15 protein-coding genes are annotated in these 13,248 nt (G+C 47.0%); 12 read left to right on the top strand and 3 right to left on the bottom strand.

What is annotated here, in order from left to right:
* Nucleotides 1–23: 23 nt before the first annotated feature.
* The gene (locus ADU22_RS20765) at nt 24–863 is read left to right on the top strand and encodes an SGNH/GDSL hydrolase family protein (RefSeq protein ID WP_053363877.1); all 840 of its coding nucleotides are present in this window, start codon (nt 24–26) and stop codon (nt 861–863) included.
* Entirely contained in the window at nt 860–1,444 is a 585-nt protein-coding gene (locus tag ADU22_RS20760; protein WP_053363876.1) for a YpmS family protein, read from the top strand. The genes ADU22_RS20765 and ADU22_RS20760 overlap by 4 nt, the downstream gene beginning before the upstream one ends.
* 65 nt (nt 1,445–1,509) lie before the next feature.
* Here ADU22_RS20760 and ADU22_RS20755 read toward each other — a convergent pair whose 3' ends face one another.
* Nucleotides 1,510–2,103 (bottom strand): DUF4397 domain-containing protein, encoded by a 594-nt coding sequence (locus tag ADU22_RS20755; RefSeq protein ID WP_053363875.1) that lies wholly within the window; start codon nt 2,101–2,103, stop codon nt 1,510–1,512.
* Between the two features lie 226 nt (nt 2,104–2,329).
* On the opposite strand from ADU22_RS20755, the gene ADU22_RS20750 reads away from it, so the two are divergent.
* From ADU22_RS20750 to ADU22_RS20705, 10 genes are all read left to right on the top strand, one after another.
* Nucleotides 2,330–2,830 (top strand): PTS sugar transporter subunit IIA, encoded by a 501-nt coding sequence (locus ADU22_RS20750; RefSeq protein WP_053363874.1) that lies wholly within the window; start codon nt 2,330–2,332, stop codon nt 2,828–2,830.
* A 190-nt stretch (nt 2,831–3,020) separates the two neighbouring features.
* Nucleotides 3,021–3,215, top strand: a complete 195-nt coding sequence (locus ADU22_RS25655) for a YjcZ family sporulation protein (protein ID WP_053363873.1) — start codon at nt 3,021–3,023, stop codon at nt 3,213–3,215.
* A gap of 156 nt (nt 3,216–3,371) precedes the next feature.
* Nucleotides 3,372–4,727, top strand: coding sequence for an aspartate aminotransferase family protein (locus ADU22_RS20740; RefSeq protein ID WP_053363872.1), 1,356 nt, complete (start codon nt 3,372–3,374; stop codon nt 4,725–4,727).
* A complete protein-coding gene (locus ADU22_RS20735; RefSeq protein WP_053363871.1) occupies nt 4,728–5,420 on the top strand; it encodes a CoA transferase subunit A in 693 nt (230 codons plus the stop codon). It begins immediately after the preceding gene.
* On the top strand, nt 5,405–6,070 hold the full coding sequence (locus ADU22_RS20730) for a 3-oxoacid CoA-transferase subunit B (protein ID WP_053363870.1): 666 nt from the start codon (nt 5,405–5,407) through the stop codon (nt 6,068–6,070). Before ADU22_RS20735 ends, ADU22_RS20730 begins: the two co-directional genes overlap by 16 nt.
* 25 nt (nt 6,071–6,095) lie before the next feature.
* On the top strand, nt 6,096–7,361 hold the full coding sequence (locus tag ADU22_RS20725; protein WP_053363869.1) for a peptidase: 1,266 nt from the start codon (nt 6,096–6,098) through the stop codon (nt 7,359–7,361).
* On the top strand, nt 7,358–8,206 hold the full coding sequence (gene ablB / locus ADU22_RS20720) for a putative beta-lysine N-acetyltransferase (protein ID WP_231687923.1): 849 nt from the start codon (nt 7,358–7,360) through the stop codon (nt 8,204–8,206). Before ADU22_RS20725 ends, ablB begins: the two co-directional genes overlap by 4 nt.
* A gap of 132 nt (nt 8,207–8,338) precedes the next feature.
* Nucleotides 8,339–9,709 (top strand): sigma-54 interaction domain-containing protein, encoded by a 1,371-nt coding sequence (locus ADU22_RS20715; RefSeq protein ID WP_353611410.1) that lies wholly within the window; start codon nt 8,339–8,341, stop codon nt 9,707–9,709.
* Between the two features lie 156 nt (nt 9,710–9,865).
* Nucleotides 9,866–11,290, top strand: a complete 1,425-nt coding sequence (gene kamA, locus ADU22_RS20710) for a lysine 2,3-aminomutase (RefSeq protein ID WP_053363866.1) — start codon at nt 9,866–9,868, stop codon at nt 11,288–11,290.
* A 24-nt stretch (nt 11,291–11,314) separates the two neighbouring features.
* Complete coding sequence (locus tag ADU22_RS20705) at nt 11,315–11,590, top strand: YokU family protein (protein ID WP_053364693.1); 276 nt, start codon at nt 11,315–11,317, stop codon at nt 11,588–11,590.
* A gap of 49 nt (nt 11,591–11,639) precedes the next feature.
* Here the strand turns inward: ADU22_RS20705 and ADU22_RS20700 are convergent, their stop codons facing one another.
* Together ADU22_RS20700 and gltC are read right to left on the bottom strand one after the other, a co-directional pair.
* Nucleotides 11,640–12,227 carry a hypothetical protein gene (locus tag ADU22_RS20700; RefSeq protein ID WP_069188100.1) on the bottom strand — a complete coding sequence of 196 codons (588 nt, stop codon included), beginning with the start codon at nt 12,225–12,227 and terminating at the stop codon, nt 11,640–11,642.
* Nucleotides 12,228–12,330: 103 nt separating this feature from the next.
* Nucleotides 12,331–13,233: a glutamate biosynthesis transcriptional regulator GltC gene (gene gltC, locus ADU22_RS20695; RefSeq protein WP_053363864.1), complete on the bottom strand. Its 903-nt coding sequence runs from the start codon at nt 13,231–13,233 to the stop codon at nt 12,331–12,333.
* Nucleotides 13,234–13,248: the final 15 nt, after the last annotated feature.

Genomic DNA, 13,248 nt, shown 5'->3' with positions numbered 1-13,248 from the left:
TATGATAAAGGGAGGTGCATGCCATGTTCAGAAACCTCAGCCTACTTTATCTGTGCCTCCTCGTATTGGCATCCTGCAGCAATCCTGCCAGTACAACACAAAATCAAGGAATTCCTTCCAAGGAAAATTCCATCCAATATAAGCAGCCGGTTCCTGAAGAAATGCTTCCCCGTCCCCTTCATATTGTCGCAGCCGGAGATTCCCTCACTCAAGGGGTCGGCGACAGCACAAAACAGGGGGGATATCTCCCGTATCTCGCCAAAAAGCTAGAAAAAGAAGGTATCAGGCAGGTAGTGATCGAGAATCATGGAGTAAAAGGAAACAGAACGGACCAGCTGTTGAAGAGACTGGGTTCGGAAGAGCTGAAGACCGCGGTCGGCAAGGCAGATCTTGTTGCTATCACCATTGGGGGAAATGATTTGATGAGAATCATCCAAAGGAATATATTCGGGTTGGAAATGCCTGTTTTTGAAGAAGCGAAAGAAGGGTATGTTTCCCGTATAAAAGAAATTATGGAAACAGTTTCTGCGCTGAACGAAGATGCGACTGTTGTCCTTATCGGTTTCTATAACCCGTTTTTTCCCTGGTTTTCCGATATTGAAGAAATGAACCAGATTGTCACTGAATGGAACCGGGCGAGTTCGCAAGTCGCCGATTCTTACCCGAACGCTGTTTTTGTTGAAATTGATGACTTGTTCTTGAACCTCGAAGTCAATCTTTTATTCGATGACTTTTTCCACCCCAATGACCAGGGGTATGAACTGATCGCGCAGAGGGTGTTTGAAGAATTGCGCGGTGAAAGGCTGGTTGAATTGGAGCGAAGAACTTATACAGTCAGGAATGAGGAGAGCAATGCTGAATGAAGAATAAATGGAAGCTGGCTTTTTTTATCTTACTTGGAGCGATGGGTGCCATCATCCTTATCTTGTTTGTATTGGCGAGCATGCCGGTTGAGCGCGGACAGGAAAGGAAGGGGCAAAGCAGCCAATTGGCAGGGGATCATGTATCCTTTGACATTCGGACCAATAGGGCGGATTTAAATAAGGTAATCAACCATTACCTTGAAGAAGAAGGATTCACCGGGCCTATTGATTATCAGGTTTTTGTAACAGATGAGGTCGAGCTTTATGGTGCCTTCCCCTTATTTGGGCAGCATCTGCAAATGCTTTTGACTTTTGAACCGGAGGCCCTGGAGAATGGCGATCTCGTGTTGAAGCAGAAGTCCATCACCCTTGGGAGCCTCGACCTTCCTGTTTCCCGGGTCATGAAAATCATCCAGAGCAATTATAAGCTTCCGGAGTGGGTCGAAATCCAGCCCAATAAGGAAACCGTTTATGTATCTCTGACCGACATGGAGCTTAAAAGTGATATCAAGGTGCGGGCCAACACGTTCAATCTTAAGCAGGATGATATTTCATTTACGCTGTTGGTGCCTGTGGAGTGAACTGAAAAAGGCGAAAAAACGGCAGCCTATCCTTTAATTGGCTGCCGTTCTTGAGTGGTTTTCACTTAAAATGTATCTTTTATAACGTGGGTTTCCCCCTCAGCAAGAACAATGGTATAGGCAGTATCGTGTTCGAATGTTAATAATGGAAGAGCGATAGCCGACCCTTTTGCTCCTGGTTTTCTGGCTTCGAGTTCAAGGCTCATTGGAGTTATCCCAAGGTAGGGGGTGGATTGCCCATACTGGACGTCCGGGAAAATCACATCACGTTTTTTTACGGCTATATCAAGTTCCTTCTCTTGTGGATAAAGGTGGATGAACCGGATTTTTGCCTCMCCTGCCGGTACCCCGGGCTCGTCTTCGAAAATAAGCAGTTTTCCGGTGCCTCTTGATCGGGCAACTGCCAAAGTATAAAATTTACCGGAAGATAACTCAAGGTTTTCGGTTCGATTTGCCGGGGTCCCGGCATGGACCGATATGCTCGCCTGATGAAGCCCTGGGGAGACTGGTATATAGCCGCAGTTGCGGGTCGGAAACTGTGCGCCAAGAGAAAACCCATCAATATGAATAGTATAACCACTGCTGAAAGGAAGGCCTGTAAGAAACTTTATCATGGCCGCATTGTACATATCAGCATAAAGGCTGTTGTTTACGGTCATATTCCTCTCTCCTAAAAATTTGTGGGTGATTTATAATATGTGCATCCTGTAAGACATGTGCCCTGACTTGAGGGGGGCCAAGGCTAAGTTTTTGTATTTACAGTGTGAAAATAGGTAAAATGGGGAATAAGTATCATGGACAAGATGAATGGTACTGTTAATATTCGGAGAATTTTTTATCTCTGTTTTACAAAAGAGGAAACAGCATTGAAAGGAATGAAAGAATATGTTTAAAAAGCTATTTGGAAAAAAAGAGGAACCAGTAAAAACAATCCAGCTGCTTGCGCCGGTATCCGGGACTGCGGTTGCCCTTGAAACTGTGCCAGACCCCGTATTCGCCGAGAAGATGATGGGTGATGGATTTGCGATTGAACCAACAGAAGGAATGGCTGTCTCACCGGTCGATGGGGAAATCATGCAGGTTTTTCCAACCAAGCATGCTATCGGAATCCGCGCGAAAAATGGGGCTGAAATCCTTATCCATATCGGTCTCGAGACGGTTTCCCTGAACGGGGAAGGGTTTGAGACATTTGTGAGCGAAGGGGATAAAGTAAAAGCTGGGGACAAACTGGTGTCTTTTGATCTTGATGTCATTAAGGCTAAGGCAAAAAGCATCGTGACCCCTGTCATTATTACGAATACAGACCAGGCTTCCTCTTTTGGCGAAAAGGCAGAAGGACCGGTAGAAAAGGGAACAACTCCAGTGCTTGAAGTAACTTTTAGCTAATTGCGAAAAGGCGGACACAATGTCCGTCTTTTTTTTCTGATTTTTTTCCATTCGCGGCCTTTCATGCATCCCGGGTGGTTTCAATAGATGAGCCAATAAAAGAAATTGGGCTAAAGCACATACAGGTCAAGTACCCATCGCATAGTGTATGAATGTAAGAAATAAAGCAAAAGAGTGAGGAGAGATGTTCATGCATTATGGTTATAATTGCGGTCAGGTAGCACCAGTTGCTGATTACTGCGGCTATCCGTACGCTGGGGTAGCGGGGGCAGGATACGGGGGTTATCCTTATGCAGGAGTAGGTTTTGGTGGAAATCCATTTGTACTGGTTGTTGTACTCTTCATCTTGCTGATCATCATTGGGTGCAGCTGCGGGACTTGGTAAAAATATAAACGGATTGCCCGGGATTAACGGGCAATTTTTTTATGTTTTCTTTTAGGTTTAAGGTAAACAATCCATGAAAGAATCGCTTTTCATGTTCATACAATCTATAGAGACCTATAGGGTTGAGTACGTTTTCATAGAAGGCGGAGTGAGAGGATGGACAGAACTTACTTGATAAAGCCGGCACTCGACGAAGAGTATCCGGTCATTGACTTTGGGAAAGGCGTCTATTTATACGATATGGAAGGCAAGAAATATCTTGATGGAGCATCGGGAGCTGTGACAGCCAATATTGGCCACGGAGTGGAGGAAATCATCCAAGCCGTGAAAAAACAGGCAGGGAAAGTATCATTTGTTTACCGCTCCCAATTTACGAGCCGGCCAGCAGAGGAGCTTGCCGAAAAAATAGCCATGGCCATGCCTGACGATTTGAATTGGAGTTTTTTTGTGAACAGCGGTTCCGAGGCTACCGAAACGGCAATGAAAATAGCCATCCAATACTGGCAGGAAAAAGGCCGCCCGATGAAAACAAAAATACTCTCCCGATGGGTCAGCTATCATGGTATTACCCTTGGAGCATTATCGATGTCGGGCCACCCTGGGAGAAGGTCTAGATTCATTCCGCTTCTTGCGGATTTCCCGGTCATCTCGCCGCCATATTGCTACCGCTGTCCTTTTAATAAAGAACCTTCAAGCTGCGGACTTGAATGTGCGGAGGAACTCGATCTTGCCATTAGGAGAATAGGCGCCGATTCCATAGCTGCATTCATAGCCGAGCCTGTGGTTGGGGCATCAGGCGGGGCAATCACTCCCCCGAAAGGGTATTACAAAGCCATCCGGCGCATATGCGACGAACATGATATTCTATTTATCGCCGACGAGGTCATGACCGGTTTTGGCCGCACCGGCAAGATGCTCGCCCTGGAACATTGGGAAGTTAATCCGGACATTGTCTCGCTGGGCAAAGGGATGGGGGCAGGGTATGCTCCCATCGCGGCTGCTCTGGTCAGCGAAAAAGTCATGCTCCCGATAAGAAATGGTTCCGGAACCATCATGAGCGGACATACACTTAGTGCCAATCCGCAATCCTGTGCCGCTGCCCTTGCTGTAATGGAATACCTTGAACAGAACAAGATTCTAAACCGGGTGGAAGAAAACGGAGTGTTTTTAAGAAATATGCTTGAGAAAATGAAAGCATCATACCCGTTCATCGGCAATATCAGAGGCATGGGGCTCTTGCTCGGGGTTGAATTTGTTGCGGACCCAGCAAGCAAAACCAGCTTTCCCCGCGGTCGGAACTTCACCGGGAGGATTGTGAAGCTTGCCCAGGAAGAGGGGCTTCTTTTGTACCCGGCAGCTGCAGGCTTGGATGGGGTAAGCGGAGACGCAGTCATCCTGTCACCTCCGTTGACAATCAATAAACGAGAATTGGAGGAACTGGTCAGGCTGTTCAGGAGGGTCCTGGATAAGGCTGGAAGGGAATTGGTTCCGGGAAATGGAGGGGAGGAGTGAATGGAGAATCCTTTTAATAAAATTTCCAGTCTCAATGAAGCACTACAGTATATGCATGACGGTATGACCCTTATGTTTGGGGGATTTGGAGGTGTTGGCTCTCCCCCGTCGCTGATTGATGGCATGGTTGCCAAAGACCTCAAAAAACTTACTCTTATCGGCAATGATACCGGCTTTCCCGATATTGGCATAGGGAAGCTTGTCAGCCGTGGAATGGCGAAAAAAGTGATTGCGTCGCATATCGGTTCCAACCCTGTCGCTGGAAAGCTTATGAACGAAGGGAATTTGGAGGTAGAATTCTCCCCTCAGGGGATCCTTGCGGAAAGAATCCGGGCAGGCGGCATGGGTCTTGGAGCGATTCTGAGTGATATTGGCCTTGAAAATGAGATGGTGTCACATCGGAAACAGCGGATGCAGCTCAATGGGAAAACGTATGTCGTAGAGCCGGCACTGACAGCAGAAGTGTCCATCGTCTTTGCTAAAAAAGCCGATCCTTATGGCAATCTTGTCTACGACAAAAGTGCAAGGAACACCAATCCGCTCGTTGCCATGGCTGGAGATTTCACGGTTGCCGAAGTCGAGGAAATCGTACCCCTCGGGAGTCTGGATCCTGAAGAGATTATTACACCTGGAATATTCGTGGACATGGTAATTCCAACAGGCGGGGTGAATTGGAAATGGGCATGGGAATAGAAGCCAGAAACCGAATGGCCAAAAGGGCGGCAGCTGAAATCAGCGGAGGAATGGTTGTGAATCTGGGCATTGGCATTCCTTCGCTTGTGACCAACTATCTTCCAGGGGATATGAGGGTCATGTTTCATGCCGAAAACGGGATAACGGGAATGGGGCCTTCACCTAAGGCAGGGGAAGAAGATGAAAACCTGTGCAATGCGGGAGGCTTTCCGGTCACTATTGTCCCGGGAGGATCCTATTGCGACAGCGCAACTGCTTTTGGGATGATTCGCCGGGGAAAAATCGACTTGTCCATACTTGGTTCATTGCAGGTTAGCTCCAGAGGTGATTTAGCCAATTGGATTATTCCTGGTAAGCGAATTCCTGGAATGGGCGGTGCGATGGAACTGGCGGCAAAAGCTAAAAAATTGATTGTGCTCATGAACCATACAGATAAGGAAGGAAAGCCGAAGATTGTCCAACAGTGCACTTTGCCGCTCACATCTGCTGAATGTGTGGATATGATCATAACCGAACTTGCTGTGTTCAGAATTTCCGGCGGGAAGCTGATTCTCGCCGAGTATGCCGAAGGGATCACAATAGATGATATCGCCGCTAAAACAGGCTGCAGCTTCCATATTCCTTCTGATATTAAAATGATGGAACAATAGAGCAAGAGAAAAGGGGGCAATCCATTTGGAGGAGGCACAAAAGAAAGTAAGAGACTATATTCGTAAAAACGAGGGCAGAGCAGCCTGTTATTTGCAAAGGCTTGTTCAGGAAGACAGCACCAGAGGGCAGGAAAGCAGCGCGCAGGCAGTCATCATTGAAAAATGCCGTGAACTTGGGCTGATAATGGATATTTGGGAAATCGGCGGAGAAACACTGAAAAATCATCCTGCTTTTTGTTCAGACAGAAAGGTTTTTATTGGCAACCCTAATGCAGTTGGCACCCTTAAGGGACGCGGAGGGGGCCGCTCCCTGATTCTTAACGGCCATATCGACGTGGTTCCGGTCGGAGAAGCAAGTGCATGGGACCGGGATCCATTCAGTGGCCACATTGAAGACGGAAGGCTGTTCGGCAGAGGATCTACCGATATGAAGGGCGGAACCGTATGCCTCCTTTTGGCCCTTGAAGCCATTGTGAACAGCGGCATACAACTGAAGGGGGATGTGATTTTCCAGAGTGTGATCGAAGAAGAGAGCGGAGGAGCGGGAACATTAGCAGCTGTTCTCCGGGGATATAAGGCGGATGGAGCGATTATTCCCGAACCGACAAATATGAAGTTCTTTCCTAAGCAGCAAGGATCGATGTGGTTCAGAATCACGGTAAAAGGAAAGCAGGCCCATGGCGGAACAAGATATGAAGGAGTAAGTGCCATAGAAAAGGCTGAGAGCATCCTGAAAGGTATAAGGGAATTGGAGGCAAAACGGAACTCCCGCATCACCGATCCCCTTTTCGCCGCCATTCCAATTCCTATTCCCATCAATGTAGGTAAAATGAGCAGCGGGTCATGGCCCTCATCTGTTCCAGATTCGGCCATAATAGAAGGCAGAATGGGGGTTGCGCCGGAAGAAACCATGGAAAGCGCAAAGGAAGAAATGGCTGAAGCCTTAAGGGAAATAGCCGCTTCGGACCCGTGGCTCCGTGATCACCTTCCGGAAATAGAGTGGTTTGGTGCAAGCTGGCTGCCGGGAGACCTTGAGATTGACCACGATCTTGTGGGAGTTCTGGGAAAAGCCTTTGAAAAAATCAAGGGGAGCAGTCCTGTCATTGAAGCTTCTCCCTGGGCCACTGATGGAGGGATTCTGAATAAAATCGGAGGTGTGCCTGTAGTCGTCTTCGGTCCTGGAGTCACAAAAATGGCTCATGATTCCAATGAATATATTAATTTAAAGGATGTATACGAAGCAGCAGAGGTAATTGCGCTTGCCATCCTTGAATGGTGCGGAACCGCATGATGGAGATAATCAAGGACGAACATTGTATCCTTACCGCTTTTATTGATCCTTTTAACTCCAGGGTCAGGATAGATGATTATCGCGGCAACATTCAAAGTGTGATCGAGTTTGGTCTACGGCTAGCCGGGCAGCATAAAGCCGAAAAACTGATTTTTAAAGTCCGCAGGGAGCATGCAAGTACCTATTTGGAACACGGCTTCCTTCTTGAAGGCGAAATTGAAGGCTATTTCCTGGGTTCGGACTGCCTGTTTTTCTCCAGGTTTCTCACTCCTGGACGCAAGATATCAAGCAGCTGGGTGGAAGAGGACGATATTATCGACAAGGTAGCCATCCTTAAAAGGAATGTGCAAGCGTCCATCCCGCCGGTTGAATACCAATTAAAAAAGCTTGGCACCCAGGACTCTGTCCAACTGGCAGCCCTCTATGATAAGGTCTTTTCCATCTATCCTACCCCTATGAGTGACCCTGAATATATCAAAAAAACAATCCAGGAAGGCACCATTTACTTTGGGTTTGGCTATAAGGGCGAGATTGTGAGTGCCGCTTCGGCTGAAATAAATTCTTTTTATCAAAATGCCGAATTGACTGACTGTGCTACCTTGAAGGAACACCGGCAATATGGGTTAATGAAGCTGCTTCTGCTTCAGCTGGAAAAAGAGCTGAAGGGCATCGGCATATTCTGTTCGTATTCATTGGCCCGTGCGCTTTCATTTGGAATGAATGCTGCCTTGCATCAATTAGGCTACTCGTACCGTGGCAGGCTTGCCAATAACTGTCTGATATTCGATAAGATGGAAGATATGAATATATGGAGCAGGAATTTGGCAGAACAGACAGAGGAATAACAAGAGGCACCTTTCTGGATGCAGGAAGGTGCTTTTAATTATGGAGAGAAAGGGAGTGCCGAATTTTCGGCAATATGGTGATGGTTTTTCGGCGTTCTCATATACATAATAAGGGAAGGTGATAAGATGAATATGATTGCCAACATGACGGAAGAATTTATGGGCGCCATTCTTGGAAGTATTGATGAAGCGATTCATGCTGTGAATACCCAGGGAAACACCATTTATTACAATGGAGTGGCAGCAAAGCATGACGGACTTGAAATAGAAGAAGTAATAGGCAAGCATTTATTGGATATCTATCCTTCTCTTAATGAAAAAACGAGCACCCTTCTTCATGTAATGAAAACAGAAAAACCTCTTTATAATAAAACCCAGTCATTTTTGAATCTGCATGGAAAAAGGATTGAAACGGTTAACACCACCCTTCCAATTGTTGTGAATGGAAAAGTGGCCGGCGCTGTGGAGATAGCCAAGGATTATTCAAGGCTTAAAGAGCTTGCCGAGAGGCTGGTTGATATCCAGGGAAGCATCAAGCCAAATGCTTCAAAAAGGGTCCGGCAATCGGCCAAATACACATTTTCCGACCTTCTGACGAAAAATCCCGAGTTCGCACAATTAAAAGTACGAGCTGAAAAGCTTTCAAAATCGCATTCGCCCATTTTTGTATTTGGTGAAAGCGGTACAGGAAAGGAACTGTTCGTCCATGCCATCCATCAAGCTTCCAAGCGAAACGGCCCGCTGATTGCCCAAAATTGTGCAGCCATTCCGGAAAGTCTCCTTGAAAGCATTCTGTTTGGAACCTCAAAAGGCAGCTATACCGGCGCAGTGGACCGGCCGGGACTGTTTGAGCTGGCTGATGGAGGAACATTGTTTTTGGATGAACTTCATGCCATGCCAATTGAATTGCAGGCAAAGCTGTTAAGGGTTCTTGAAGATGGGGCAGTCAGGAGGGTTGGCAGCGTAAATGTGATCAATGTCGATGTTCGGGTCATTTCGGCGATGAATGTCCACCCGGTGACAGCGCTGGAGAAAAGGCAGCTTCGCGAGGATCTTTTCTACCGGCTCAATGTCCTTACCTTCGAATTGATGCCTTTGAGGGAGCGCAAGGAAGATGTGCTTTTTCTGGCGGAAACTTTCATCGACCAATTTAATACCTTGCTGGGGAAAGAGATTGCAGGGATCGAAACCACTGCAGCAGAAATTCTGTCGGCCCACAGCTGGCCAGGCAACGTCCGCGAGCTCAAGCATGCCATCGAATACATGATGAATGTGTGCGAGGAGAGCATGCTTTCCGCGGAGGATTTTCCGGCTATGATCACAAAGGGTCATTCCCGAAAAGAGTGCAGCCAGTCCAGCCTAAGTTTAAAGGATAAGCTAAGGGAGTACGAAGGACAATTAATTAAAGCTGCCATGTCAGAGTCGCAAGGAAATATACAAAAGGCAGCCAGCATTCTTGGGATTCCCCGGCAAACATTGCAGTATAAATTACGGAAACAATAAACAGCCTGCCGGATTTCCGGCAGGCTGTTTGCCTTGGACACTTCATGACTCCGAAAAAGGGAGCTGATAAGCGCTGTGGAGATGCGATCCCCCGGTTACACAATTGGCACGCAACTTGCATATTTAGAATGTAAAAGGTTCTTAGGGGGTACTTGCATGAAACCGTTTTTATATAAACCAGACCGCCATTGGAAGGAGATTGAATTATGGAAGAATGTTACCGAAGAGCAGTGGAATGACTGGCTCTGGCAGCTGACAAACACCATCAGGACACTGGATGACCTGAAAAAGGTCATTAACCTCACACCGGATGAGGAAGAGGGCGTCCGGATTTCCACAAAAACCATTCCGCTTAATATCACACCTTATTATGCATCGCTCATGAATCCGGATGACCCAAGATGTCCGATACGGATGCAGTCCGTGCCAATCGGAAAAGAAATTCATAAAACAAAATATGACCTGGAAGATCCCCTCCATGAGGATGAGGACTCCCCAGTTCCAGGGCTGACCCACCGTTATCCCGACCGTGTTTTGTTCCTGGTGACCAATCAGTGTTCCATGTATTGCCGATATTGCACCAGGAGGAGATTTTCCGGGCAGATTGGCATGGGAGTCCCGAAAAAGCAGCTGGATGCCGCGATAAATTATATCCGCAGCACGGAGGAAGTCAGGGATGTGCTTATTTCTGGCGGTGATGGTCTATTGATCAATGATACCATCCTGGAATATATTCTAAAGAAGCTCAGGGAGATCGACCATGTTGAAATCATCCGGATTGGCACAAGAGCACCGGTTGTTTTTCCGCAAAGGATAACTGAAAATCTTTGCAGCATCCTGAAAAAGTATCATCCTGTCTGGCTGAATACCCATTTTAATACTTCCATTGAAATCACCGAAGAATCAAAAAAAGCCTGTGAAATGCTGGCGAATGCAGGAGTGCCGGTGGGGAACCAGTCCGTCATTCTCGCTGGCATTAACGACAGTGTGCCGATCATGAAAAAACTGATGCATGATCTCGTCAAAATCCGGGTCCGGCCTTATTATATTTATCAATGTGATTTGTCGGAGGGAATTGGCCATTTTCGGGCCCCAGTTTCCAAAGGGCTGGAAATCATTGAAGGGCTTAGGGGCCATACAAGCGGTTATGCTGTTCCGACCTTCGTCGTTGATGCACCTGGCGGGGGAGGGAAAATTGCCCTTCAGCCCAATTACCTGATCTCACAGAGCCCGGAAAAAGTGGTTCTCCGCAATTTTGAAGGCGTCATCACTTCTTATCCGGAACCTGAAAACTATCAGGCCGGCCGGGCTGAGGATTATTTCAAGCAGGTCTACCCCGATTATGAAAAGAAAAAATCGAACGCAGGCATCGCTGCAGTCATGAATGACAGCAAGTTCAATCTCATTCCGGAAGATTTGCAGAGGCTGGACCGGCGCCAAAAATATGTCTCCGACCCGAGTCATTCGAGCCTGAAGGATAAACGTGACAAACGGGATTTATTAAAGGAGAAAAAATATCAAGCGGAACAAAAAAAGGCGTCGGCAAACCAGAAGGATGGCCAAGGAGAAACGAAAGCTTGATGAATAGGGGGATTGGTTATGGCACTGAAATGTGACTGGTGCGGCTACGAAGCAATCGAGGAACAAGGGGATGTCTATTGGGAGCTGCCCGATGGCACAAGAGCCATCGAGATTACCTCAACACCCGGGATAGTATGCAAAGGCTGCCATATGGCTTATCAAACAGATGAAGTGACAAAAGCGATTGAAGACCAGCTGTTTTTGATTGATACTAAAGAGCTGCCCAAGTCGATTTCCTACAAGGAACTGATGGAAAGGCCGCGGCTGCTGAAAAGAAATTATTTTGACTTTACTTCATAAAAGATTTAAGGGAGGAACCGTTATATAAAGGTTACCTCCCTTTCCTAAGTTAGATGTTCTGTCCCTTACCGAGAGTGATTGTGGCAAAAGGAGCAGTATCCTGTCCTTTTTCAATGATCACAGTGAAAGCTCCCGGTTCTTCCTGTGCGAAGCTTTCGTCGCTAACAGTATTTTTGAGTGTTTCACTTTTATATTGAATGATTTCCTGCTGGCTATTTTGGTCGTTTGTCGTCCTGTCTATTTCTTCTGCATCTGTTGGTATCCGCTCTTCAATGTAGGCAAGGATTTCTCCCTCAGTCTGAGGCCCTTCCGGATTGGAACCAAAATGCAGCTCAATATTTACTGCCCTGTGGTTTTCAAATGTGACAACCATGAAGTCGTCGAGATAATTGGCGATTTCTTCATCACCCTCCGGCTCTCCGTATTCCTTGTTGAAAACCTCTCGGGTATCGCCCAAACCGGCCGTTTCGGTAATTTGGATATCTTCTTCAGGAGGAGCTTCTGTTTCCGCTCTTTGCTCTTCTCTTGAAGGATTCGTAACATCCTCTTCCTTAACAATTTGCTCTTCACTTGAATTGCAGCCTGAAAGAAATAGAAAAGCGGCTGCCAGCAGGGGAGATAACCGCAGATTTTTCACTTCTACCACCCTTTCTCATTTTACTGATCTATTGTAAATTTACCCTCCTGTGCGAAGAATAATCTATCAGTATGCCAAGAAAGGAATTTTGCTGCTGACATTCCTATTTATACTGTTCAAGAACACTAAAGAAGTCCTTGGCAAATGTGAAAAATATTTTTTCAGAGGGTGCGACCTCCCGGTTTTGGGGAACGATAATGCCCACTGTACGCTTGACATCCGGCTCTTCAATTGGAATTTTCACCGTTAACCTGGGAATGGAATCGAATAGCGTGCTGTCTGGAAGGAGAGTGATTCCAATGCCTGCGGAAACAAGTCCTTTCAAAGCGTCCATGTCCTCACCTTCAGAGGCGATGTTTGGGCGGAAACCTGCCTGCTTGCAGGCTTCCACTACGATTTGCTGCAGGATGTATCCCCGGGGGAACAGCACGAAGTCGTCTTCCCTCAAGTCCGTCAGGGACAAACGATTCCTGTCTGCATATTTATGGTTTTTCGGCAAAAGAGCCGAAAATCGCTCCGTGAAAAGGATATGTCCCTCTATCTCAGGGTCTCTGGTTGGGACCGGTCCAAGGAAGGCCAAGTCCAGATCCCCATTTTTTACCGCCTCGATCAGGTCGGCATAAGAGCCTTGGCGTAAATGAAAAGTGATGTTGGTGTGTTTTTCCCTGAATGCCGAGATGATTGTCGGCAGGAAGTGCCCAGCAAGGCTTGTCGGGTAGCCCACCTTGATGGTGCCGGCTTCTGGGTTGAGGTATTCATCAACCTTTTCTTTTGCATAATCAAGTGTCCTCAGTGCTTTTTTTGTATGAATCAGAAAAACTTTTCCTATTTGGGTCAGCTTTACATTCCTTCCTACCCGTTCGAAAAGCGCTACTCCCAATTCAGCCTCCAGCTTGGCAATCTGGAGGCTGACGGCAGATTGCGCGACATGCAAGTGGTGAGCTGCTTCTGTCATATGCTCTCGCTCCGCTACTTCCATAAAATATTGCAACTGTCTAAGCTCCATTCTTGTCACCCCATT

Origin of the sequence: Bacillus sp. FJAT-27251, assembly GCF_001273925.1 — a bacterium.
In the GTDB taxonomy this organism is placed as follows: Bacteria; Bacillota; Bacilli; order Bacillales; family Cytobacillaceae; genus Mesobacillus_B.
The sequence above is the reverse complement of the archived record's forward strand: the minus strand, read 5'-3'. Positions and strand labels throughout refer to the sequence as shown.